The organism is Devosia sp. Z6_126, from assembly GCF_058133495.1.
Genome location: NZ_JBYUNO010000003.1, coordinates 482865 through 506446 on the forward strand (window position 1 = coordinate 482865; position 23582 = coordinate 506446).

27 protein-coding genes are annotated in these 23582 nt (G+C 63.6%); 20 read left to right on the forward strand and 7 right to left on the reverse strand.

Features of this window, described 5'->3' with window-relative positions; all coding sequences use genetic code 11:
- The first annotated feature begins 39 nt into the window (after positions 1-39).
- The 8 genes from gap (at position 40) to AC3YOG_RS14605 (ending at position 7727) form a co-directional block, all read left to right on the forward strand.
- The gene (gene gap / locus AC3YOG_RS14570) at positions 40-1047 is read left to right on the forward strand and encodes a type I glyceraldehyde-3-phosphate dehydrogenase (RefSeq protein WP_489888704.1); all 1008 of its coding nucleotides are present in this window, start codon (positions 40-42) and stop codon (positions 1045-1047) included.
- A 130-nt stretch (positions 1048-1177) separates the two neighbouring features.
- On the forward strand, positions 1178-1714 hold the full coding sequence (locus AC3YOG_RS14575; protein ID WP_489935602.1) for a putative glycolipid-binding domain-containing protein: 537 nt from the start codon (positions 1178-1180) through the stop codon (positions 1712-1714).
- Positions 1715-1786: 72 nt separating this feature from the next.
- Positions 1787-2989 carry a phosphoglycerate kinase gene (locus tag AC3YOG_RS14580; protein ID WP_489935603.1) on the forward strand — a complete coding sequence of 401 codons (1203 nt, stop codon included), beginning with the start codon at positions 1787-1789 and terminating at the stop codon, positions 2987-2989.
- A gap of 117 nt (positions 2990-3106) precedes the next feature.
- On the forward strand, positions 3107-4138 hold the full coding sequence (locus AC3YOG_RS14585) for a class I fructose-bisphosphate aldolase (protein WP_489888701.1): 1032 nt from the start codon (positions 3107-3109) through the stop codon (positions 4136-4138).
- A 166-nt stretch (positions 4139-4304) separates the two neighbouring features.
- Positions 4305-4907, forward strand: coding sequence for a thiamine phosphate synthase (locus AC3YOG_RS14590; RefSeq protein WP_172124137.1), 603 nt, complete (start codon positions 4305-4307; stop codon positions 4905-4907).
- A complete protein-coding gene (locus AC3YOG_RS14595; RefSeq protein ID WP_489935604.1) occupies positions 4904-6247 on the forward strand; it encodes a tetratricopeptide repeat protein in 1344 nt (447 codons plus the stop codon). Before AC3YOG_RS14590 ends, AC3YOG_RS14595 begins: the two co-directional genes overlap by 4 nt.
- Positions 6248-6362: 115 nt before the next feature.
- Positions 6363-6929 (forward strand): elongation factor P, encoded by a 567-nt coding sequence (efp, locus tag AC3YOG_RS14600; protein ID WP_127753973.1) that lies wholly within the window; start codon positions 6363-6365, stop codon positions 6927-6929.
- 3 nt (positions 6930-6932) lie between these two features.
- Complete coding sequence (locus tag AC3YOG_RS14605) at positions 6933-7727, forward strand: inositol monophosphatase family protein (RefSeq protein WP_127753974.1); 795 nt, start codon at positions 6933-6935, stop codon at positions 7725-7727.
- Between the two features lie 11 nt (positions 7728-7738).
- Here AC3YOG_RS14605 and AC3YOG_RS14610 read toward each other — a convergent pair whose 3' ends face one another.
- Both AC3YOG_RS14610 and AC3YOG_RS14615 read right to left on the reverse strand, forming a co-directional pair.
- Complete coding sequence (locus AC3YOG_RS14610) at positions 7739-8803, reverse strand: sensor histidine kinase (RefSeq protein WP_489935605.1); 1065 nt, start codon at positions 8801-8803, stop codon at positions 7739-7741.
- The gene (locus tag AC3YOG_RS14615; protein WP_489935606.1) at positions 8787-10289 is read right to left on the reverse strand and encodes an ATPase domain-containing protein; all 1503 of its coding nucleotides are present in this window, start codon (positions 10287-10289) and stop codon (positions 8787-8789) included. The genes AC3YOG_RS14610 and AC3YOG_RS14615 overlap by 17 nt, the downstream gene beginning before the upstream one ends.
- Positions 10290-10540: 251 nt before the next feature.
- Here AC3YOG_RS14615 and AC3YOG_RS14620 point away from each other — a divergent pair, with 251 nt between their 5' ends.
- The 3 genes from AC3YOG_RS14620 to AC3YOG_RS14630 all read left to right on the forward strand — a co-directional run bounded on the left by AC3YOG_RS14620 (position 10541) and on the right by AC3YOG_RS14630 (position 14027).
- Complete coding sequence (locus AC3YOG_RS14620) at positions 10541-11845, forward strand: cation:proton antiporter (RefSeq protein ID WP_489935607.1); 1305 nt, start codon at positions 10541-10543, stop codon at positions 11843-11845.
- 160 nt (positions 11846-12005) lie between these two features.
- The gene (locus AC3YOG_RS14625; protein WP_127753978.1) at positions 12006-12998 is read left to right on the forward strand and encodes a flagellar motor protein MotA; all 993 of its coding nucleotides are present in this window, start codon (positions 12006-12008) and stop codon (positions 12996-12998) included.
- Between the two features lie 3 nt (positions 12999-13001).
- Entirely contained in the window at positions 13002-14027 is a 1026-nt protein-coding gene (locus tag AC3YOG_RS14630) for a peptidoglycan -binding protein (RefSeq protein ID WP_127753979.1), read from the forward strand.
- 87 nt (positions 14028-14114) lie between these two features.
- On the opposite strand, the gene AC3YOG_RS14635 is transcribed toward AC3YOG_RS14630, so the two are convergent.
- Positions 14115-14375 (reverse strand): PilZ domain-containing protein, encoded by a 261-nt coding sequence (locus AC3YOG_RS14635; RefSeq protein ID WP_127753980.1) that lies wholly within the window; start codon positions 14373-14375, stop codon positions 14115-14117.
- 127 nt (positions 14376-14502) lie between these two features.
- Positions 14503-16305 carry an ABC transporter transmembrane domain-containing protein gene (locus tag AC3YOG_RS14640; protein ID WP_489935608.1) on the reverse strand — a complete coding sequence of 601 codons (1803 nt, stop codon included), beginning with the start codon at positions 16303-16305 and terminating at the stop codon, positions 14503-14505.
- A gap of 214 nt (positions 16306-16519) precedes the next feature.
- On the opposite strand from AC3YOG_RS14640, the gene rpmE reads away from it, so the two are divergent.
- Entirely contained in the window at positions 16520-16741 is a 222-nt protein-coding gene (gene rpmE / locus AC3YOG_RS14645; protein ID WP_127753982.1) for a 50S ribosomal protein L31, read from the forward strand.
- Positions 16742-16819: 78 nt separating this feature from the next.
- Entirely contained in the window at positions 16820-17137 is a 318-nt protein-coding gene (locus AC3YOG_RS14650; protein WP_489935609.1) for a YnfA family protein, read from the forward strand.
- Between the two features lie 3 nt (positions 17138-17140).
- Here AC3YOG_RS14650 and rcdA read toward each other — a convergent pair whose 3' ends face one another.
- Together rcdA and AC3YOG_RS14660 are read right to left on the reverse strand one after the other, a co-directional pair.
- Positions 17141-17659 (reverse strand): protease adaptor protein RcdA, encoded by a 519-nt coding sequence (gene rcdA, locus AC3YOG_RS14655; protein WP_127753984.1) that lies wholly within the window; start codon positions 17657-17659, stop codon positions 17141-17143.
- A 277-nt stretch (positions 17660-17936) separates the two neighbouring features.
- Positions 17937-18119 (reverse strand): DUF1192 domain-containing protein, encoded by a 183-nt coding sequence (locus AC3YOG_RS14660; protein WP_127753985.1) that lies wholly within the window; start codon positions 18117-18119, stop codon positions 17937-17939.
- Positions 18120-18198: 79 nt separating this feature from the next.
- Here AC3YOG_RS14660 and AC3YOG_RS14665 point away from each other — a divergent pair, with 79 nt between their 5' ends.
- The 3 genes from AC3YOG_RS14665 (at position 18199) to AC3YOG_RS14675 (ending at position 20853) form a co-directional block, all read left to right on the forward strand.
- Complete coding sequence (locus tag AC3YOG_RS14665; protein ID WP_489935610.1) at positions 18199-19221, forward strand: NAD(P)H-quinone oxidoreductase; 1023 nt, start codon at positions 18199-18201, stop codon at positions 19219-19221.
- Positions 19222-19335: 114 nt separating this feature from the next.
- Entirely contained in the window at positions 19336-20064 is a 729-nt protein-coding gene (locus tag AC3YOG_RS14670) for a DUF1013 domain-containing protein (protein ID WP_127753987.1), read from the forward strand.
- A gap of 27 nt (positions 20065-20091) precedes the next feature.
- Positions 20092-20853: a sulfite exporter TauE/SafE family protein gene (locus AC3YOG_RS14675; protein WP_172124156.1), complete on the forward strand. Its 762-nt coding sequence runs from the start codon at positions 20092-20094 to the stop codon at positions 20851-20853.
- A gap of 66 nt (positions 20854-20919) precedes the next feature.
- Here AC3YOG_RS14675 and AC3YOG_RS14680 read toward each other — a convergent pair whose 3' ends face one another.
- Positions 20920-21093 carry a YdcH family protein gene (locus AC3YOG_RS14680; protein ID WP_127753989.1) on the reverse strand — a complete coding sequence of 58 codons (174 nt, stop codon included), beginning with the start codon at positions 21091-21093 and terminating at the stop codon, positions 20920-20922.
- Between the two features lie 154 nt (positions 21094-21247).
- On the opposite strand from AC3YOG_RS14680, the gene AC3YOG_RS14685 reads away from it, so the two are divergent.
- From AC3YOG_RS14685 to rpsU, 4 genes are all read left to right on the forward strand, one after another.
- The gene (locus AC3YOG_RS14685) at positions 21248-21463 is read left to right on the forward strand and encodes a YdcH family protein (protein WP_127753990.1); all 216 of its coding nucleotides are present in this window, start codon (positions 21248-21250) and stop codon (positions 21461-21463) included.
- A 75-nt stretch (positions 21464-21538) separates the two neighbouring features.
- On the forward strand, positions 21539-22033 hold the full coding sequence (gene purE / locus AC3YOG_RS14690) for a 5-(carboxyamino)imidazole ribonucleotide mutase (RefSeq protein WP_127753991.1): 495 nt from the start codon (positions 21539-21541) through the stop codon (positions 22031-22033).
- A gap of 3 nt (positions 22034-22036) precedes the next feature.
- Positions 22037-23131, forward strand: a complete 1095-nt coding sequence (locus tag AC3YOG_RS14695; protein WP_489888690.1) for a 5-(carboxyamino)imidazole ribonucleotide synthase — start codon at positions 22037-22039, stop codon at positions 23129-23131.
- Positions 23132-23287: 156 nt separating this feature from the next.
- Positions 23288-23563 (forward strand): 30S ribosomal protein S21, encoded by a 276-nt coding sequence (gene rpsU, locus AC3YOG_RS14700; protein WP_127753993.1) that lies wholly within the window; start codon positions 23288-23290, stop codon positions 23561-23563.
- Positions 23564-23582: the final 19 nt, after the last annotated feature.

Consider the following 23582-nt stretch of genomic DNA (forward strand, 5'->3'; position numbering starts at 1 on the left):
CACCTCCCCTTTTCCCTTCCTCCTCAAGGAGTGCCTCCCATGGCAGTTCGCGTCGCCATCAATGGCTTTGGTCGTATTGGCCGCAACATCCTGCGCGCCATCATCGAGTCGGGCCGCACCGATATCGAAGTGGTCGCCATCAACGATCTGGGTCCGGTGGAAACCAATGCCCACCTCATCCGCTTCGACAGCGTACATGGCCGCTTTCCCGGCACCGTGACCGTGGCCGGCGACACCATCGATGTGGGCCGCGGCCCCATCAAGGTGACCGCCGTCAAGAACCCGGCCGAACTGCCCCACCGCGAGATGAACATCGACATCGTGCTCGAATGCACGGGCATCTTCACCTCCAAGGAAAAGGCGTCGGCCCACCTGCAGGCCGGCGCCAAGAAGGTGCTGGTGTCCGCACCTGCTGAAGGCGCTGACCTAACCGTGGTTTACGGCATCAACCATCAGCAGCTGACCAAGGATCACGTGGTCGTTTCCAACGCCTCGTGCACCACCAACTGCCTCGCGCCGCTCGCCTATGTGTTGCACAAGGAATTCGGCATCGAAAAGGGGATGATGACCACCATCCATTCCTATACCGGTGACCAGCCGACCCTCGACACCATGCACAAGGATCTCTATCGCGGCCGCGCTGCGGCCCTGTCGCAGATCCCGACCTCGACCGGCGCCGCCAAGGCCATCGGCCTCGTCCTGCCCGAACTCAAGGGCAAGCTCGACGGCGTCTCGATCCGCGTGCCGACCCCCAACGTGTCCTGCGTCGATTTCAAGTTCATCTCCTCGCGCAATGTCACGGCCCAGGAAGTCAACGACGCGATCAAGCGCTACGCCGATGGCGAGCTCAAGAACGTGCTGGGCTATACCGATCAGCCCAATGTCTCGATCGACTTCAACCACGACCCCCACTCCTCCACCATGGCGCTCGAGCAGACCAAGGTGATGGACGGCAATTTCGTTTCGGTCCTGTCCTGGTACGACAATGAATGGGGCTTCTCGAACCGCATGTGCGACACCACCGTCGCCCTCGCCAAGACCCTCTAACCTTCCGCCCTTAGTCACTGATAGTTCAGTCGACACCCTCCCCCTAGCGGGGAGGGATCAAGGGGGGGCGGCTAGCCCAATATCTTCTGCTGGCTAGTATCGCCCGAGCGGCATGCAACAGGGGCTAGCGATGTTGAACAAGTCCATTCGCTGGCGCGGCCTCGATCCCGCCACCCTCGAGCACTGCCACATCATCCACGCTAGCTCGGGCACCCGCATCCGGGGCACGGTGATCACCCCCGATTACGGCCTCTTCTACCGCCTCAAGCTCGATGAGGCCGGCCTCGCGCGCAGCATCCGCGTCGAACGCACCGATGGCGCGGTGCTGGAACTGTTCGCCAACGGTGCCGGCAGTTGGTCCGACGATCGCGCCGAACCCCTGCCCTCCCTCAATGGCTGCCTCGACATCGATCTCTGGCCCACCCCGCTCACCAATTCGCTCCCGATCTGGCGCAGCGCCTGGGTCGACAACCAGCCGCAGCGCTTTGCCATGGCCTGGATCGATGGCGACGACATGACCGTTCGGCGCGAAGAACAGCTCTACACCCGGCTCGACCCCACCCACTTCCGCTTCCAAAGCAACAATGGCAGCTTCGAACGCGTTCTTGAACTCGACGGCGAGGGTCTTGTGCTCAACTATCCCGGCCTCTTCGAACGGGCCGACTGAAGCCCCCACAAGGCGGCTTCCCCGTTTCCCCCGTCTCTGCTACGCCCCCAGCAACACAGATCCGGAGCCAGCATGACCGCCTCCTTCAAGACCCTTGATGACTTTGATCTCGCCGGCAAGCGCGTCCTGGTTCGCGCCGACCTCAACGTGCCCGTTGCTGACGGCAAGGTCACCGATGCCACCCGCATCGAGCGCCTGGTACCCACCATTCGCCGCATCACTGAGGCCGGTGGCAAGGCCATCCTGCTCTCCCATTTCGGCCGCCCCAAGGGCGTGGTGAACCACGACTATTCGCTCGAACAGGTCGTCCCCGCCATTGTGGAAGCCGTGGGCGTACCCGTTGGCTTCATCCTCACCGATTGGAACGACGTCTCCAACGCCCAGCGCGGCATCGATACCGGCCCCGATGGCGCCGTTTATGTGCTCGAAAACACCCGCTTCCACCCCGGCGAAGAAAAGAACGATCCCGAACTTGCCGCCCGCATGGCCAGCTTCGGTGACCTCTATGTCAACGACGCCTTCTCGGCCGCTCACCGCGCCCATGCCTCCACCGAAGCCATCGCCCACCTGCTGCCCGCCGCGGCTGGCCTTGCCATGCAGGCCGAGCTCGAAGCCCTGGAAGCAGGCCTCGGCAACCCCAAAAAGCCGGTTATTGCCCTGGTCGGCGGCGCCAAGGTCTCTTCCAAGATCGACCTCCTCGAAAACCTCGTCACCCGGGTCGACACCCTGGTGATCGGCGGCGGCATGGCCAACACCTTCCTCTTTGCCCAAGGCCACGACGTCGGCAAATCGCTCTGCGAAAAGGACCTCGCCGACACGGCCCGCCGCATCCTCGACGCCGCCAAATCCGCCGGCTGCACCATCATCCTGCCCGTTGATGGCGTCGTCGCCACCGAGTTCAAGGCCAATGCCGCCAACCAGACCGTCGCCGCCGACGCAGTTCCCGCCGATGCCATGATCCTCGATGTCGGCCCCCGCTCGGTCGAGCAGATCAACGCCGCCATCGATGCCGCCCAGACCCTCGTGTGGAATGGCCCGCTTGGCGCCTTCGAGATGACGCCGTTCGACGCCGGCACGGTCGCGGTCGCCCAGCACGCCGCCGAGCGCACCCGCGGCAATGGCCTCGTTTCGGTTGCTGGCGGCGGCGACACTGTCGCGGCCCTCGCCCATGCCGGGGTCAAGGACAGCTTCACCTATGTTTCGACCGCCGGCGGCGCTTTCCTCGAATGGATGGAAGGCAAGCCCCTGCCCGGTGTCCAGGCACTCACCCGCTGAACCTCAGGAGGGGTCCATCAACTCGGACCCCTCCACCTTGGTTGCATAACCATTCGTCTAATCGACTTTCTAATGCAGAAGTCTAACTTCCTCCTCAAAGAAACTGAGGGGACTGCCATGCCAATGTCGCTCAATGCCGTCGCGCAAAAATTGATGGAGCCGGGGAAAGGCATCCTTGCCGCCGACGAGTCCGAGCCCACCATCGCCAAGCGCTTCGCCAAGATCAACCTGCCCAACTCGCTCGATCTGCGCCGCGACTACCGCGAAATGCTCTTCCGCTCCGAAGAAGCCATGCGCAACTATATCTCGGGCGTGATCCTGACCGAGGAAACTCTCGAACAGCACGCTGCCGACGGCACCTCGTTCCGTGCCATCATGGCCGATGCCGATGTGATCCCCGGCATCAAGGTCGATCGCGGCGCCTTCCCCATGCCCGGCGACACCGGCGAAAAAATCACTGAAGGTCTCGATGGCTTGCGCCAGCGCCTTGAGCAATATGCCCGCCTCGGCGCCGGCTTTGCCAAGTGGCGTGCCGTCATCACCATCAATGACATTGCCCCCACCCGCAACAATATCCGCGCCAATGCCCATGCCCTGGCGCGCTACGCCATTCTCTGCCAGGAAGCCGGTATCGTGCCCGTGGTCGAGCCCGAAGTCGTCGGCGATGGCGAGCCCGGCAACCATTCGCTGGAGCGCAACGCTCAGGTCACCGGCGATGTGCTCGAGAACGTCTTCAAAGAACTGCGCCTCGCTGGCGTCGACCTTGGCGGCATGCTGCTCAAGCCAAATATGGTGCTCCCGGGCGTCAATTCGCGCGATCGGCCGACCGTGGATGATGTTGCCCGCCGCACCGTGGAAGTGCTGCGCGAGCATGTGCCAGCCGCCGTTCCCGGCATCGCCTTTCTTTCGGGCGGCCAGACCGACGAGGAAGCCACCTCCCACCTTTCGGCGATGAACAAGATCGGGGGCCTGCCCTGGCCGCTGACCTTCTCTTATGGCCGCGCGCTGCAAAACGTTGCCCTGCGCACTTGGGCCGGCCGCCGCGAGAACTTTCCCCAGGCTCAGGCCGCCTTTACCCATCGCGCCCGCATGAACTCGCTGGCCGCACTGGGCCAGTGGACCCACGAACAGGATCGCATCGCCGCCTAGGCGCCTCATCCTCCTTTTCGGCCGGCGACAGCGCTTTCGAGCGCTGCCGCCGGCCTTTGCTTGCCGCCATTGCGCATGAGGCGCGTTTGCCCTTATGGGAGAGCGACCCTTTTGTCGCCCCAATGGCGCGCCACAACCCCGGTGCGTCCCCTCGTTCCGGAATCCCATGGCTCCTCAGCTTTTGCTTCTCACGCCCGCCGCTGCCACGCCCGAGTTGGCTCCAGCCGCACTGATGGGTGTGCTGAGCGCGGCGCCCGTTGCGGCGCTGCTTGTGCGTCGCGGCCAACGCAACGACGCCGATTATGCCACGCTGGCCAAGAACTTCATCAATATCGGCCAAGGCGCCGGCTGCGCCGTGCTGCTCGAGGATGACTGGGCCCTGGCCAAGCGCCTCGGTGCCGATGGCGTGCACATCACCGGCGACGAGGACGATGTTCGCGCCGCTCTGAAGGCCCTAAAGCCCGCCATGATCGTGGGTGCCGGCCCGGTATCCACCCGGCATGATGCCATGGTCCGGGGCGAACTCGATGTGGATTACCTCTGGTTCGGTGCCCTTGATGGTGAGCCCGACGCTGCTGCACCCGATCTGGCGCAATGGTGGGCCGAAACCTTCGAAATCCCTGCTGTGCTGCACGATCCCGCCGCGAGCGAAGGCCATGCCGATGCCCGCGGCGCCGAGTTCCTGGCTCTCGGCAACAGCATCTGGTCCGCCCCCTCTCCGGCTCAGGCACTGGCGCAATTCGCTCAAAGCTTAGGGGTGACCGCATGATCAGGGGCCTCCTGCTACTCTCCATAGCGCTCCTGCCCCTTTCGGCCGGCGCGCAGGAACTGCCGCCCCAGCCCAGGCCACGCCCAGCGCCGCCTTCGAGCGAAGCACCGGCGACCAGCCAACCCACAGCCCCGACCGAAGCGCCATTGCCTGGCGAGGCCGCGCCTGTGCCGGAAGCCCCACCAGCCGACGAGCCGGCCGCGACCCCCGATATGCCACCCGCCGGCGAACCCGGTGACAGCACCCAAGCGCCACCCGCGCCCGATGCCGCGCCGCCGGAAACCGAAACCGCTCCCGACGCAAACGCCGGTCCCCGCCTGCCCGTGGACGAGGCCTTTGGCGCCTTTCAGCGCGGCTACTTCCTCACCGCCCTCGAATACGCGCTGCCGCGCGCCGAAAAAGGCGATGCCGCGGCACAAACCTTGATTGCCGAGATCTTCGCCAAGGGCTTGGGCGTCGCCCAGAACGAGGAGCGTGCGGCCGGTTGGTACCGGCTTGCGTCCAACAATGGCGACATCCTTGCGACCTTCGAACTCGCACTGCTTTATCAAGACGGCGTTGGCGTCGAGCGCGACCGCAAGCGTGCCGCCGAGCTCTTCGCCAAGGCGGCTGAGGGCGGCTATATTCCCGCCAAATACAACATGGCGCTGCTGCATGTGGAAGGCATCTACGCCACCCCCAGCCTTGTCACAGCCGCAACCCTGATGAAGGAAGCCGCCGACGCCGAATTGCCTGAAGCCCGGTATGACTACGGCTCCATGTTGATCGAAGGAGCGGGCAGCCCACCCAATCCAGTCGAGGGTGCCCGCTATATCGCCCTTGCGGCCGAACAAGGCCTTGTCCCCGCCCAGATCGACTACGCCACCCTGCTTTATCTTGGCCAGGGCGTGGAAAAGAACGTCGAGGAAGCCGCGCGCTGGTATCGCACCGCCGCTGAAGCGGGCAATCCGGTGGCGCAGAACCGCTTTGCCAAGCTCCTGGCCGTTGGCGAGGGCATTGAGCTCAACCTTGAGGACGCGGCCATGTACCGCGCCCTCGCCCGACGCCAAGGCTTGAGCGATCCCTCCCTTGATCGTCTCCTGGTCTCGCTTTCACCCGAAGGGCTTGCTCGCGCCGAGGAGCGCGCCCGTTTTTGGCCGTCCACCCCCCCAGCTGCCCCAGCTCCTGCTGAGCCTGCCGGTGCCGAGCCGGCGCCCGAAACGCCGCCGCCAGCCGACCCGCGATCCTTGCCAGGGCCGCTCGACGAAGGCCAGGCCCCGGCCGCGGCGGCCCCCGCTTCGCCCATGCCCGGAGCCGCCCCGGTTACCGAGCAGGCCGCCCCTCCTCCGCAAAGCCCTTGAACCGCGTCCCGTTCTAAGGCAAAAAGCTGCCCACGCCCGACCCTCCCGTTCTTTGGCCAATCGCATAACCTGCGCTCGGCCCAAGCCGACAATTGCGCACCGAAAGCATCTGTTTATGGCCAAGATCAATGGCAACGAAGTCCGCCCCGGTTTCGTCATCAACCACCAGGACCGCCTCTGGGTCGCCGTCAAGGTAGACCACGTCAAGCCTGGCAAGGGCGGCGCCTATGCCCAGGTAGAGCTCAAGGCCATCCTTGGCGGCACCAAGCTCAACGAGCGTTTCCGCTCCGCTGAAACCGTCGAACAGGTCGAACTGGAATTTCGCGATTTCACCTATCTCTATGAGCAGGGTGACAATCTGGTTTTCATGGATCAGGACAGTTTCGAGCAGGTTGAGCTGCCCCGCGAATTCGTCGGGGAGCGCGCAGCCTTCCTGCAGGACGGCATGAAAATCACGCTCGAAATGCACGAAGACACCCCCTTGGGCATCCGCTTCCCCGCCAATGTGGTGCTCGAAGTCACCGAGGCCGATCCGGTGCAAAAGGGCCAGACCGCGTCCAACCAGTTCAAGCCTGCTATCGTGTCCAATGGCCTGCGCGTCATGGTGCCGCCCTTTATTGCGGTGGGCGAACGCATCGTGGTGGATACCACCGAGGCCACCTATATGCGCCGGGCGGATTGATCCATGTCTCGTTCAGCTCTCCTCAATGTCATGGTTTCGGCCGCCATCAAGGCCGGCAAGTCGCTCACCAAGGATTTTGGCGAAGTCGAGTCGCTGCAGGTTTCCCGCAAGGGTCCCGCCGATTTCGTGTCCAAGGCCGATCTGCGCGCCGAACAGATCGTCTTTGATGAACTGCGCAAGGCCCGCCCGACCTATGCGTTCCTGATGGAAGAAGGCGGCGAAGTGGCCGGCACGGACGGCCAGCACCGCTGGATCGTCGATCCGCTCGATGGCACCACCAATTTCCTCCATTCCATCCCCCTCTTTGCCTGCGCCATCGCGCTTGAGCGGGGCGGCGAGATCGTTGCGTCGGTGATCTTCAATCCCGTGATGGACGAACTCTACACCGCCGAAAAGGGCGGCGGCGCCTGGCTCAACGATCGTCGGCGCCTGCGCGTGGCCTCACGCCGCCATCTGGCCGATGCGGTGGTGTCCACCGGCATCAAGACCCAGGGCACGGCCAATGATGCGCTGCAGCTGCGCCAGGTGGCCGCCATCAACCCCGCCATCGCCGGGCTTCGCCGGTCGGGCTCCATCTCGGTGGATATGGCTTGGCTGGCTTCAGGGCGCTTCGATGCGCTGTGGGAAGCCGGTCTGGCACCGTGGGACGTTGCGCCTGGCCTGCTGATGGTCAAGGAAGCTGGCGGCTTTGTTTCCGATTATGCCGGCAGCACCGGCTCGGTTGCCAACGGCCAGATCGTGGCAGGCAACGAAGCGCTCCAGCCCGCTCTGCTCAAGCAGTTGCAGGCTATCCGGTAAGGCGCTCCAATCTAGAGCGCCTCGGCGACGAAATCCGGCACCACCGAATAGGTCAGCCCCGCCATGGGGCCGACAAACCGCACATCCAGCCCGTCGGGCAGGTACGCGACGGTCACCTGCCCTAGGCCCGCCAGCGTCGTGCGGATCAGGCGCGAGCCAAACCCCTTGACCGCCGGCTCAGCCACGGGCGGGCCGCCCTGTTCGCGCCAGGTCAGCTCGAGCTGTTCCCCGCTCGTGACTTCCCAGCTGACCCTCACATGGCCTGCCCCGGTCGATAGCGCGCCGTACTTGACAGCATTGGTCGCCAGTTCATGGAACACCAAGGCAAACGACAGCGCCGCCTGTGGCGATATCTCGAAGTCGGGCCCGTCCAGGGTGAAATGCGTGCCGTCCCCATCATGCACGCTGACCGACGCCACGACCAGCTGGCGGAACATCGCGCTATGAAAATCGGTGGTCAGCAACAGATCATGCGCGCGCGCCAAGGCCGCAAACCGCTCCACCAATCGATCCTTGACCGGCCCCATTTCAGGGAATGGCCGCATGGTCTGGGACACGATCGATTGCAGCACCGCGATAGTGTTCTTGACCCGGTGCGCCAGCTCGCGCGTCATCAGCCGCTGCCGCGCAGCACTTTGTTCGAGTTCGCGCAGATGATCGCGCGTCTGGAACTGCCGGCGCCGCCCGCCCAGTGCCCAGGCCACCGCGCTCAGCAGCGTCGCCGATCCCATCGGCTTTTCGAGCATCATCACATTGCTCAGCTCGGGCGGCAGCAGGGCATGCGCCGCATTGGGCGACAACTCGGCATTGCGCCGCCCGATGATGAAGATGAACGGATAGGACGACCAACTCGGCTGATCTTCCAGCGCCTTGACCAACACCGACCAATCGCGCCCGACCATGGCATCTTCGGTCAGCACCACCGCGCCCGTATCGTCGCCCAGCGCCTCGGCCAGCTCGTTGAGCGAATGAAGCACATTGGTCTCGAACTTGCGGGTCGCAAGGATCGAGCACACGCTTTGGGCATCACGTCCGAGCGGGGCCAGGACGTGGACCACCTCACTCCGGTTGTGCATCGGTGCGGCTCTCGATCAGCCGGCCTTCGGCCCCGACATATTCGGGCGTGCCCGTCATCACCCCCTTGAAGTCCGTCAGGCGTTCCCCGATCCGCACGCCATGGGAATCCACCGCCAATTCACGAATGGAGTCTTCGTGATAGCCCCCGCGGTTCTTGATCACCGATACGGCCTTGCGCAACCGCCCTTCGGCTTCAAAGAACCGGAACAACAGCACCACATCGGCGAGATAGGAGATGTTGACCTGGCTGGTGCTCATCGTCCCCATCAACCCCGATTGAGGGTTGATCAGCAGCGTCAAGACGCCCTGCTGGCTGAGATAAGCGAGCAACTCGTGCAGTTGCAGCAGCAGCTGCTTTTCCTCGGGCATGGACACCAGATAACCGTTCATGCTGTCGATGATCAGCACCCTGACCTGGCGCTGTTCCACTTCCTGGCGCACGCGCCAGGCGAACTCACCCGGGGCAATTTCGGCCGGTTCGACCTGCTCGATCTTGAGCAGACCGCTTTGGATATATTTGCCGGGATCGAGCCCCATGCTCCTGGCCCGGGCCATCAGCGTGCCGATCCGCTCGTCGAACTGGTACATGGTGACCGCCTCGCCCCGCGCGCAGGCAGCCATCGCGTACTGGATCGAGACGGTGGATTTGCCCGCCCCCGCCGGGCCGGTCAGCAGCGTACAAGTGCCGCGCAACGGCCCCCCGCCCAGCAAGGCGTCGAGCTCAGGCACCCCGCTTGGCACCGCCGTACCGGGAAATTCACTATGGTGATGGGAGGCGATGAGGCGCGGATACACTTTCATGCCCCCGCGCTGGATGGTGACATCGTGAAAGCCGCCGATGAAGTCGATGCCGCGCATCTTTTGGACTTCGATCCGCCGCCGCGCCGCGCCAAACTCGAGCGTATTGCGCTCAAGCGTAATCACCCCATGCGCCAACGAATGCAGATGCGCGTCGCGCACGCCATTCTCGCCGGTAAGGTCATCGACCAGGATCACGGTGATGTTCTTTCCCGCAAAATACTGTTTCAGCGCCAGCACCTGCCGGCGGTAGCGCAGCGAGTCCTGGCTCAGCAGCCGCAACTCCGACAGGCTGTCGAACACCACGCGCTTGGGCGACACTTCCTCGACCCGCTTGATCAGCAGCTCGACTGTCGCCGTCAGTTCCACTTCCCAGGGATGGATCAGCGTTTGCTCGCGCCCGCCGCCCAGCACATCGGCGGCCGAGGACAGCTCGAACAGGTCGATCTTGTCCAGCGTCCAACCGTGTGAATCCGCCACCGCTGCGATTTCCTCGCTGGTTTCGGACAAGGTGATGTAAAGGCATTTCTCGTTCTGGCGCACGCCCTCGAACAGGAACTGCAGGCCCATCGTGGTCTTGCCCGAACCCGGCGCCCCTTCCAGCAGATACAGCCGCCCAGGCGTCAGCCCACCCCGCAGAACGATATCAAGTCCAGCGGTGCCAGTCAGAATACGAGGGTCGGCCATTAGTGTTGTGTTCCACCGGGGATTTGCTGTCGGCTGCAGCCATTGCGCCGATCTTCTTACTTATTCCCCTCAATTCCGTCGACGTGCTGCGCAAAATCAGCGGCAGTGAGGTGAACAAGGCACACAACCCTCTTGGCAGCCCCAAGGTTGCGCTCCTGCACGACCGGTATATTTGCTCAAAGCCCCTCCAGCCTTGCGACTCAAGCGCACTATCATGCGTTGACGCTACGCCAGGACGGGAGCGATCCACCATGAATGACTGGGCCCCCGACCTTTACATCGTCGCCATGACTGGCGCCGGGCTCCTGATCGCCCTTGTGGCCTGGTTGCCGCTAGCGCTCCGCCGCATGCCCTTGTCGCTGCCGGTCGTGTGCCTGGCGATTGGCGCCGCCCTTGTCGGCTTGCTGCGGTTGCCCATCGACACCTCGCCAATCGCCCACCCCTATATCACCGAGCGGCTTACCGAGTTCGTCGTGATCATCGCGCTGATGGGGGCCGGCCTCAAGATCGACCGCGTCTTTCGCTTCCGCGACTGGGCCATCACCTGGCGCCTGCTGCTGATCACCATGCCTCTCGGCATCCTCGCCATTGTTGGAGTCGGCACCGGCCTGCTGGGCCTACACTGGATCCCGGCCCTGCTGCTCGCGGCCGCGCTTGCGCCCACCGACCCGGTGCTGGCCGCCGATGTGCAGGTTGGCCCGCCCCACGAGGGCGGCGAGGACACCGTGCGCTTCGCGCTCACCTCCGAGGCCGGGCTCAACGATGGCTTTGCCTTCCCCTTCGTGCATCTGGCCATTGCGCTTAGCATCGCCACCGCCACCGGCGAGCCCTGGCTCGTCAACTGGCTGACCTACAATGTGCTCTGGGAGATCGTGGCGGGCCTTGGCTGCGGCTGGCTCGTTGGCCACATCTTTGGCTGGCTGACCTTCAAGGTCCCTGGCGAACCGCTGGCCAAGACGGGCGATGGCCTCATTGCCATTGCCGCGACCTTTGTGTCCTATGGCGTGTCCGAGCTCATCCATTGCTACGGCTTTTTCGCCGTCTTCGTCACCGCCCTGACCCTGCGTAACGCCCACCGCAATCACGATTTCCAGCGCGACATGCACGACATCACCGAGCAGATCGAGCGCATTTCCATGATGGTGCTGCTGCTTTGCTTTGGCGGCGCCATCATGGGCGGCCTCCTCTCGCGCATCGGCTGGATCGAGATCGGTGCCGCTATCGTCATCCTGTTTGTCGTGCGCCCGCTTACCGGCCTTATCGGGCTCATCGGCTACAAGGCCACGCGTGGCGAAAAGCTCACCATCGCCTTCTTCGGCATTCGTGGCGTCGGCTCGATCTATTACATGGCCTATGGGCTCAATCACGGTCAATTCGCTGGCGGCGAGCAGCTCTGGGCCATTGTCTCCCTCGTGGTCTTGCTCTCGATCATCTTGCATGGCCTGACCGTCACGCCCGTCATGCGCACGCTCGACCGCTTCCACGGCCGCGATCCGGACGCCGAAACAGCCACCCCGCCACCGGGCTTGCAGGGCCCCGCCGACACCACGGCCTGAGCCAAGCCGCCCAGCTGGGTCCTCCGCGCGCAGAAAAGCCCGGCAAACCTGCTACACCGCCCCCATTGCAGCACTCGCAGGGTTGTCACACCCCTTGGCGCTCTTTACTGTCCCCAGCAGATGATTTGTGGCGTGCACGGGTGAGGCGACGGAAACCGAGATGACGCAAGGATACGATCCCTACCATCTTTCCAGTCCCACCGTTTACCTGGTCAAGATCCTCATCTTCCTGGTGATTGTGGCGCTGGTCGGCGCGATTCTTTATTCCACCATCGTCGCATTTTTCTGGGCCAACCCGTTCATCAACTCGATGATCTTTTTCGCCCTGGCAGTCGGCATCTTCTTGTCCTTCCGGCAGGTAATCCGGCTGTTCCCCGAAGTGAAATGGGTCAACTCGCTGCAGGACGGCACGGTCACGACGGTGCGGCCGCCCATTCTGCTGGCCCCTGTTGCCGGCATTCTGCGCGAGCGTATTGGCGAAGCCATCATCACGCCCTCCTCCATGCGCTCCATCCTGGATTCAGTGGGCAACCGGCTCGATGAAGCCAAGGATACCTCGCGCTACCTTACGGGCCTCCTCGTCTTTCTGGGCCTGATGGGCACCTTTTATGGTCTGCTGGAAACCGTGACCTCGGTGGCGGGTGTCATCAATGCGCTTGATGTCACCTCGGGCGACAGCGCGTCCCTGTTCGGCAATCTCAAGGAAGGCCTGTCGGCCCCACTATCGGGCATGGGTACGGCGTTTTCCTCGTCCCTCTTCGGCCTTGCCGGCTCGCTCGTCCTAGGATTCCTGGATCTGCAGACCAGCCAGGCTCAGAATGCCTTTTATACCGATCTCGAAGACTGGATGACCTCGATGACCGAGCTTGATCATCCCGTCACGGCCATGCAGGCCAATGCGGGGGTCGGCGGCGCCGAGGTCCAGGCCATGATCGATCGGCTCGGCACCTCCATGCAAAGCCAAAACTCGTCGCAGAACGCCATTCGCGCCATGGCCGAACTCGCCCGCGGCATCGATAGCCTCGTCAAGCATATCCGCACCGAGCAGGATGACCTGCGCCGCCACATCAACGAGCAGGGCGAAACCAACAAGAAGCTGCGCGAACTCATCGAAGCCGTCCTGTCGCAGGGCGACACCGAACGGCGGAACTAGCCAATGCCGGGAGCCCGCTCGCGCCGCCGGCAGGAAGCCAATTACTGGCCCGGCTTTGTGGACGCCCTGTCGAGCCTGTTGCTCGTCATCATTTTCATGCTGTCCCTGTTCATGCTGACTCAGTTCTTCCTGGGCACCGAACTGCAGGGCCGCGACACGGCGCTTGCCCGCCTCAACAGCCAGATCGCGGAACTCACCGATCTGCTGCAGTTGGAACGTGCCAATTCCGAGGATCTTGACGCCCAGATCGCCAATCTCACCGCCACTCTTTCGGGGGCCGAGGCCGAAAACCAGCAGCTTTCCGGCCAGCTGGCCGGCATCGGCAGCGGGATTGCCGGGCGCGACCAGACCATAGCCGGGCTGCAGACCGAATTGAGCGAGGCGCAGGAGCTATCCGACGAAGCCAACGCCCAGGTTGCCTTGCTGAACCAGCAACTCGCGGCCCTGCGCACCCAGATCGGCGCGCTCGAAACCGCGCTCGAGGCCTCGGAAACCCGCGACACCGAATCGCGCACCCAGATCGCCGATCTTGGCCGGCGCCTTAACGTTGCGCTGGCGCAGCGCGTTCAGGACCTGGCGCGCTACCGATCCGATTTCTTTGGCCGCCTGCGTGAAATTCTTGAAGGTCGTGCCGATGTGCGCGTGGTCGGCGACCGCTTCGTGTTCCAGTCTGAAGTGCTGTTTGATCCCGGCCAGGCCAATGTCCAAGCCGAAGGCACGCCCGACCTGGACGCCCTTGCCGATGCCATCCTGCAGCTCGAAACCGAGATCCCGCCCGACATCAACTGGGTGCTGCGCATCGATGGGCACACCGACCGGCGCCCGATCTCGAACCTGCAATTCCCCTCCAACTGGGAGCTCTCGGCGTCGCGCGCCATTTCTGTGGCCAAGTATCTCGTCACCCGCGGCGTCTCGCCCAACCGGCTTGTTGCCGCCGGCTTTGGCGAATTCACCCCGCTTGATCCCGGCGACACCGAAGAAGCCTATCGCCGCAACCGCCGCATCGAGTTCAAGCTCACCGAAGGCTAATCGGCGCAAACCAAAGGTTTGTCGCCCCAGCGCAGCCGCAGCCTGTCGCCTCCGCGCAAACCGCAGGTTTGTCGCGCCCAACGCCCCTCACCCATAAGCTTGGAACGCCACGCCCATTTCGTTGTCGTTGCGCCACACCACCTTGCACACTTCAAGACGGTGCCCCGGCATCAGCAGGTAGAAAATTTCAGGTAAGGCTTGGGCCGCCTGGACGGCGATCTTGGCGCCCATGGTCGAGATATTGTGGACGTCGCCGTCCTCGCGGGCCACCCCGCCACCGTGAACAATGGTGACAGCCAGCCTGGTTTCCGTGCGCGGCACGGCACGGCGATCATTCTGTGACGCCATAGGATCAATCTTCTCGACGTGGAACCGCCATACTAGATAGGAACCAGCAAACACCCGGTGCAACGGATGGGTCAAATGCAATCAAAAGGCGCATAAAGCTGCGCCAAGAAGCAGGGCCGGTCGCGCCTCAGTCCACGCGGAACTGCAGCTTGGCCAACTCGGCATAACGGCCGCCCTTGAGCACCAGCTCGTCATGAGTGCCCTGATCGATGATGCGTCCGCTATCGAGCACGAGGATCGTGTCGGCATCGCGGATCGTCGCCAGTCGGTGGGCAATCACGAGGGTGGTACGCCCGCGCATCAGGTATTCCAGCGCCTGCTGCACCAATTGCTCGCTTTGTGCGTCGAGCGCGCTCGTGGCCTCGTCGAGCAGCAGGATGGGCGCATTCTTGAGGATCGCCCGGGCAATGGCGAGCCGCTGCTTCTGCCCGCCCGAAAGCATCACACCCCGTTCGCCCACCACCGCATTATAGCCAAGCGGCAGATCGAGCACGAAATCGTGCACCAGCGCTGCCCGGGCAGCGGCCTCGACTTCCGCCATGCTGGCTTCTGGTTTACCGAAGCGGATATTGTCCGCCACGGTGCCGGCAAAGATGGTGGGCTCCTGCTCCACATAGGCAAAATGCTGGCGCAGATCATAAACGGCGACGTCGCGCACATCGATGCCGTCCACGAGGATGGCGCCGCCCGTTACATCATAAAACCGCTGCAACAGCGACAGGATTGTCGACTTGCCCGAACCGGACGAGCCAACCAGGGCCACCGTTTCGCCCGCGTCGACCTTGAAGCTAAGGTCATGCAGCACGGGCTCGCCACCTTCGGGGTCATAGGAAAACGCCACATTGCGGAACTCCACCGTCCCGAGCGGCGGCTGCGGCAGCTTGATCGGATTGGCCTTCTCGCGGACCTCCGATTTGGTGGAGAGAATTTCGGTTAACCGCTCGGTTGCTCCGGCAACCGTTTGCAGCGTGCCCAGCACTTCCGAAACATTGGTCAAAGCCCCCGATGCCATCAGCGCATAAACCAGGAACTGCGCCAACTGCCCCGCGGTGACCGTACCCTCGAACACCGAGCGGGCGCCCCACCAGACCAGGAACACGATGGCCGAGGTGCCCAGAAAGATCACCATGCCCACCAGCACCGAGCGCGCCGTCAGGCGGGCGACTTCAGCGGCAAAGCTTTCCTCGCTGCGCGCATCATAGGCCCGCGCCTGCACCCCCTCCTGGGTGAAGGATTTGACCGTTCGCGTCGCGCCTAGCATCTCGGTCGCCATGGCCGAAAGATCGGCCAACCGGTCCTGCGTCGAGCGCGACATGCGCCGCAAGCGCCGTGAATAAGTGATTACCGGGAGCAGGATTGCTGGCGCCGCCACCACCACGCCCAGCGTCAGCATCGGGCTGGTCAGCAGCATCATCGCCACCGCACCCACAATGGTCACGATTGAACGCAGGGCCAGCGAAAAGCTCGAGCCGATCGCGCCCCGGATCGTTGCCACATCGCCATTGAGGCGGCTGGTCAGCTCACCAACCCGGTGGGTGTCAAAATAGCGGGCATCAAGGCTGAGCAAATGCCGGAACGAAGCCTGCCGCAAATCGGCCAGGACCCGCTCGCCCAACACGGAGATGAAGTAAAACCGGGCCCCGCTCGCGATCGCCATGACTGCGGCGATCCCGATGATCAGCCAGCTATAGCGCCCCACATTGGCAAGGTTCTGCTCCAGAAACCCCTCATCGATCGCCCCGCCCAGCGCCGCCGGAATCGCCAGCGAGGAGATCGCCGAAATCAACAGGAACAGCACGGTCAGCGCCAGCCGGGTTGGATAGCGCAGCACAAAAGGCAGCAATTGCCGCAAGGGGTTCAGTTGCTTTGGCTTGAGCACGGAAGGCGTGGCCTGGGTTGGCGCTTTTGCCGGAACGGCTTGATCTGTCATCGCTCGGCTTCAGCCACTTCTTTTGGCGGCGCCTCCGACGGTGGCGCGGCGGGCCTTACATATGCACTGGGCCACCCGCTCGCAACGGCTTTGTGCTTGGACAAAAAGCCCCGCCCCTGCCCTTGCGGATTGCCCCGGCTTTGGCTATGAAGCCGCCAACACCAGTTCAATGCTCTCCGGGCGCCACGGCGCCCGTTTGATTTGAGGCACCGCGATGAAGTCCGAAATCCACCCCGACTACCACACCATCAACGTGGTGATGACCGACGGCACCACCTACCAGACCCGTTCGACCTACGGCAAGGAAGGCGACACGCTGCAGCTCGACATCGATCCCAACACCCACCCGGCCTGGACCGGCGGCACGGGCCAGCTGCTCGACCGCGGCGGCCGTGTTTCGCGCTTCAAGGAGCGCTTCAAGGGCTTCGGCATCTAAGCCACTCCCCTTATTAAGTGATTTGCCCGGCCTTTGCGCCGGGCTTTTCGTTTCTGCGCCCGGCAGCGGAACACCACCATGCGCCTTTCGCTCTTTGCCCTGGCCGCTTTGTTCGAGATCGGCGGCTGCTATCTGGTGTGGCAGGCCTGGCGCCATGGGCATGGCTGGCTCTGGCTCCCCGCCGTTCTGGCACTCGCCAGCTTTGCCTGGCTCCTGGTCCTTGCCGGCACCGACAGCGCTGGCCGCGCCTTTGCCATCTATGGCGGGGTCTATATCGCCGCCTCGCTGGTCTTCATGGCTTCGGTAGAACAAATCCGCCCCGATCGCTGGGACCTGCTGGGCGCTGCAATCTGCCTGCTGGGCGCGGCCGTGATCCTCTGCGCGCCGCGTGCCTGAGCGTCAGGGCCGCCCGAACGCTGCCTTGAGGCGCGACAACTGGTCGGCAATGTCATTGGCCACGCTGCCATCGAGCTGCGGCATCCGCCCGCGCTCCATCTGGTCAAACTGCATTACCCGGTCAAATAGTCGGTCGCCCTTGTCGATATAAAGCCGCAAGGCTTCGGGCAGCAACTCATAGCCGGGCCCTCCGCGCTGCGATGGCGTCGCCGAAAACTTGACCTTCTCCTTTTCGGAGCGGGCATTTTCCTTGCTGATCTCGCCTTCGTTGACGGCGCGCTGCAGCAAGAGCCACGATGCCAGCTGCATCAGCCGGGTCGTCAGCCGCATGGATTCGGTGGCGTATAAAAACGAGGCCTCGCGCCCCAGCAACTGGCTTTCCGCCCGCCCATGCCCGTCGAGATAGCCCGCGACCTCTTCGATCAGCGCCATGCCCTCGCGATACAGCAGATCGAAACCGCCTGAAGCCACAATGCGCGGACCAATCGATATTGCCTGCCCGGATTCGCCAGCCTCAGCCATCTCGTTCCTCGCTCTCGCACTGCGTCATGATAGGACGAAACACCCTGCCCGTCACGCTTGCCGCTGCGGGAGCATGAAAGCAGCCTTAATGGGCCAAATGGTGGCCGCCAAAAAGAAAAAGAGCCGCGAAGGGCGGCTCTCGAAGTTTACAGGGAGGGGTCAAACAGAGGAAGAAATCTCTGATCCAAAAACCATCTGGATAACAACACCCTAACTCGTCCGGATTAATTGCCCGTTAATGGCGCAAGATTTTTTAACCCTGCCCCTTTGCAGGTTCTTAGAGCTTGAAGGCCGCCTCCGCTGCCTTGCGCGTTGCCCCGCGTGCGGCGATGGCCGCCCTCAGCCGCTCGATTTCAGCCTCCAGCAAAACGATGCGGCCCTCGAGCTCGGTCACCGAAAGGGCGTCCAGCACGCTGCCGATCTCGTGGCTCTTGGGCTTGCCGCTTACCTCGTCTTCCATCTTGCCGTCCTTTCCTGTCGCGGGGGCAGCTTAACCGCTCCCCCTTGCCGGGCAAGGCCACATGGGCCAGCATGGCCCCATGACCATTCCCGCTACCATGACCGCCATCGCTATCGCCGAGCCGGGCGGCCCCGAAATGCTTGCGCCCATCCAAATGCCACTGCCTGCCTGCAGCAACGGCGACGTGCTGATCCGGGTTGCTGCGGCGGGGGTCAACGGGCCCGACCTCGCTCAGCGCCGTGGGGTTTATGATCCGCCCCCCGGCGCGTCGCCCCTGCTCGGCCTCGAAGTGGCCGGGGAAATCGCGGCCCTTGGCGCCGATGTGTCGGGCTGGCAGGTCGGTGACCGCGTCATGGCCCTGACCAATGGCGGCGGTTACGCCCAATATGTCGCGGTCCCCGCCGGCCAGGTCTTGCCCGTTCCAAATGGTTGGAGCCTGCCCGAGGCGGCGGCCCTGCCCGAAACCTGGTTCACCGTCACCCAGACCCTCGTCATGCGTTCGGGGCTCGAAGCGGGCATGAGCGTTCTGGTGCATGGCGCTGCCGGTGGCATTGGCGGCGCCGCCGTCGCTATCTCCGCTATTCTCGGCGCTCGCCCCATCGGTGTCGTGTCCTCGCCGGAAAAGGCGGCCTATGCCGAAAAAATGGGGGCCGTGGCCACCATTGACCGCATGCGCGACGATATCGCCGAGCGCGCTTTGGCGCTTACTGAGGGGCGCGGGGTTGATCGGGTGGTTGATCTCCTGGGCGGCGCCATGGCAGCCGTCAGCATTGCCGCGAGCGCCCGTGGTGGCCATATCGTCCAGATCGCGACCCTTGCCGGCAGCAGCGCCAAGATTTCCTTGGGCACGCTCATGGCCAAGCAACTGACCATCTCTGGCTCCACCCTGCGCCCGCAAAGCGCGGCCACCAAGGCGGCCATTGCCGCCCGGATCCGCGCCGATCTGCTGCCCGCGCTTGAGCGCCCCGGCTTCGTCCGTCCGGCGCTGACCACCTTTCCGCTTGAGGAGGCGGCCGAGGCGCATCAGGCCATGGAACAGCGCGCCCATGCCGGCAAGATCGTGCTTCTCACGGCCTTTGGTGCTGGGGAACCGCCGTTATAGCCATTGCGGATCAGGCCCTGACGCCATATATTGTGGTCATTCCCCCTCAGCATGAAGCAAAGAGGCGGAGCGGCCCGGAGGAATACCGGCCGCGCCACCAGGAGTGATTTGACGATGACCCAACCCTTGTTGATGCCCAAGGCAACAGCTGTCTGGCTCGTCGACAACACGGCGTTGTCCTTCGAGCAGATCGCAGCTTTCTGCACGCTTCATCCGCTCGAAGTGCAGGGCATCGCCGATGGCGACGTCGCCGGCGGCATCATGGGCGTGAACCCCATTCAGAATGGCCAGCTGACCCGCGAGGAGATCGAAAAGGCCGAGGCTGATCCGAATTATCGCCTCAAGCTGTCTGATCCCAAGGTCCGTGTTGCCGCTGCCAAGCGCAAGGGCCCGCGCTATACCCCCATTTCGCGTCGCAATGAGCGCCCCAATGCCATCAAGTGGCTGGTGCGCAACCACCCCGAACTCAAGGACGCCCAGATCATGCGTCTGGTCGGCACCACCAAGTCCACGATCGATTCGGTGCGTGAATCCACCCACTGGAACTCGGCCAACCTGACCCCTATGGATCCGGTGACGCTGGGCCTGTGCAGCCAGATCGATCTCGATCTCGAAGTTGGCCGCGCGTCCAAGGGCGTTGTGGGCTCCGAAGTTGCCGAGGAAGGCACCATGCTGATGACGGCCGAGGAAGCGCTCGCGCGTTCCGGTGCGCGCGGTCATTCCGATGCCGAAGGCTACAATGACGAGGAAAGCACGCGTCGCTCTTCTGACCAGCACAACGAGTTCGATGCCGACTCGGTGTTCTCCAAGCTCAAGTCCCTCAAGAGCAACAGCGACAACTAATCCTCTAGCCCCGAACAGCTCCGCTCCATGGTCGACCTCTACTTTGTTTCAGTGGCCGGCCTTGCGGTTCTGATCGTTGGCCTGTCCAAGGCCGGTCTGCTGGGCGGCCTGGGCGTTGTCGGCGTCCCCCTCCTCACCCTCATCATGCCGGCCCGCGATGCCGCCGGCATGATGCTGCCAGTGCTGCTGGCTATGGACGCCATCGCCATCTACGCCTATCGCCAGCAGTTTAGCTGGCACATTCTCAAGATCATGCTGCCCGGCGCCGCGGTCGGCACGCTGATCGGCTGGGCGCTTTGGTCGGTGGTTTCCGACGCCATGGTGCTGCTCTTTGTCGGCATCATCACCCTGCTTTTTGTGCTCGACGCTGTTTTGCCACTGCGCAAAAAGCTCGAGGGGCTACCACCCTCCACGCCATGGGGCGGGTTCTGGGGCGGCTTTGCCGGCTTCACCAGCTTTGTGTCCCACACTGGCGGCCCACCCTTCCAGATCTATGTTCTGCCCCAGCGCCTGCCGCCGCCAATTTATTCGGGCACCAATGCCATCTTCTTTGGCGCCGTGAACTCGGCCAAGCTGATCCCCTATTTCTTCCTGGGCCAGCTCTCCGTCCAGAATCTCACCCTGTCCGCCGCGCTGATCCCGGTGGGCGTTGCCGGCGTGCTGATCGGCATCTGGCTGGTGCGGCGCATCTCCGTCACCCTCTTCTACCAGATCGCCTATGGGCTCGTGTTCTTCCTGGCGCTCAAGCTGATCTGGGATGGCGTGCGGGCGGTGTTCCTCGGTCTCTGACCGCAGCAAAAAAGGCCACAGCTCCCGCCATGGCCTTCCCGGTCCAACTGTGTTGGAGCGCAGTGCTTACTGCATGCCGCTATTGAATTTGTAGAGTTCGTCCTTGATTTCGAGCTTCTTTCGCTTCAACGCGCTCACCGTGAGATCATCGAGCGGCTTGTTCTGCAGCTCCGCCTGGATCTGACGATCCAACTCCTGATGACGGCGCTCCAACGCCGCGATGTGGCCTTCAGTCGTCATGACAACTCCTTACGCCTGACTGGACGACGCTAAGGTTCCAGATAAAATGTGACTTGTCGATGACAATAGGTCCGCCGATCAAATCCGTGTGCAAAACGCCGCCGGATCGGGTAATGGGGAACAATGTTGCGTGCCCTGGGGGAACCGCCGTTCGATGCTGCCGCTGACCAAGGAACAGGAAGCCGGCCTCGGGCTTGAACTGGCCACGAAACGCCAGGAACACGCCGATCTTGACGCTGCCATCCACACCCTGACCGGCTCGGCTTTTGCCGACCGAATGCTGATTCAGCGGCTCAAGAAGCGCAAGCTCGCGCTCAAGGATCGCATCGTCCAACTCGAAAATATTCTCCTGCCCGACATCATCGCCTAACCCCTCCCCCGCTTGAGTTGTGGCAACAATTGGGCTAGGAGCGGCCTTTGTGCAGCCCGCGGGGGGACCGAGGCCATGCTCACCAAACCAGCCGTTGCGATTGTCATGGGCAGCCAGTCCGATTGGCCCACCATGCGCCTTGCCGCCGAAACGCTCGAAGCGCTCGATGTGGAATATGAGGCGCGCATCGTTTCCGCGCACCGCACGCCCGAACGCCTGGTCGAGTTCGCGACCACAGCCCGCGCGGATGGCTTCCAGATCATCATTGCCGGCGCTGGCGGCGCCGCCCACCTGCCCGGCATGATCGCCGCCATGACCCCGCTGCCCGTGTTTGGCGTGCCGGTGCGCTCCAAGGCGCTTTCGGGCCAGGATAGCCTCCTGTCCATTGTGCAGATGCCCGGCGGCATCCCGGTCGGCACCCTCGCCATCGGTGAGCCCGGCGCCATCAACGCCGCCCTCCTCGCCGCTGCCGTATTGGCGTTGCATGACGACGAGCTTGCTGAACGGCTCGATGCCTATCGCGCCAACCAGACCGCTTCCGTTCCGCTTTTCCCCACCGACACCGAGTAGATCATGCCCGACACCACGCCCCTGCCGCCCGGGACCACCATTGGCATCCTTGGCGGTGGTCAGCTCGGCCGGATGCTGTCGCTTGCCGCCAGTCGCCTGGGCATGCGCACCCACATCTACTGCCCCGACCCCGATAGTCCCGCCTTCGAGGTAACCCCCCACAAGACCGTCGCCGCCTATGACGATGAAGTGGCGCTCGCGGCCTTCGCCGATGCCGTCGATGTGATCACCTACGAGTTCGAGAACGTCCCCGCCGCGACTGCCGCCTTTCTCGCTGAGCGGAGGCCCCTGCGCCCGGGCGCTCAGGCACTGGCCGTGTCGCAGGACCGCCTGGCCGAAAAAGCCTTCCTTGCCTCCAAGAACATACCGGTAGCCCCTTATCGGGCAGTGGAATCACTCGATCAACTGCAAACCGCCATGGCCGAGCTCGGTTTGCCCGCCGTGCTCAAGACCACCCGCCTCGGCTATGACGGCAAGGGGCAGCGGGTGCTGCGTGATCGCGCCGAAGCTGCCGAGGCTTTTGCTGCGCTCGCCCCCAAACCGCTCGTGCTCGAAGCCTTCATCCCCTTCAGCCAGGAGATCTCTGTCGTTGTTGCCCGCAGCCTTTCCGGCGAGGTGCGCAGCTACGAGCCGGCCGAGAATGTGCACCGCAACCACATCCTCGCGACCAGCACCGTACCGGCGGCGATTCCCCCCGCGCTCGCTAAGCATGCCGGCATGATCGCCAAAGCGATTGTCGTCGCCCTCGATTATGTCGGCGTGCTGGGCGTCGAGTTCTTTGTTGTCCCAGGCGAGTCGCGCCCTACCCTGCTGGTGAACGAAATCGCGCCGCGCGTACATAATTCCGGTCACTGGACCGAGGCGGTCTGCCTCACCGATCAGTTCGAGCAGCACATCCGGGCGATTCTCGGCTGGCCGCTCGGCGATCCCGCCCGACTCGCCGATGTCGTCATGGAGAATCTGGTGGGTGACGAGGTCGGCCGGGTTCCCACTTCGCTCCAAGGCTTCACCCAGCCTCACCTTTATGGCAAACTGGAAACGCGGCCCGGTCGCAAGATGGGCCATATCAATCGCCTGTTGCAGCCGGACCGGCCCTAAACTTGGGCTTTTTCGCTTGCAAAGGTGGACAAGTCCGCGGGGTTGGGCTATAGAGCCCCCACGGTGACCGGCCCTGCTGGTCGGCGACGTGGCTTTATTTGGTCGCGGCGCTTCCATCCAATCATATTTCACCAGGCTTTAAGGGGCGGTTGACCTTTGCAAGTAGTCGTTCGCGATAACAACGTTGATCAGGCGCTGCGCGCGCTCAAGAAGAAGCTGCAGCGCGAAGGCGTCTTCCGCGAGATGAAGCTGCGCAACTACTACGAGAAGCCCTCCGAGAAGAAGGCGCGTCAGAAGGCTGAGGCCGTGCGCCGCGCTCGCAAGCTGGCTCGTAAGCGCGCCCAGCGTGAAGGCGGTCTGCCCGCTCCAACTCCAACGGCACGTCCCGGTCAGCCCGCTCGCCCGAGCGCAAGCACGCTGCCCCGCACCTAAGCCGTTCAGAATCCATTCA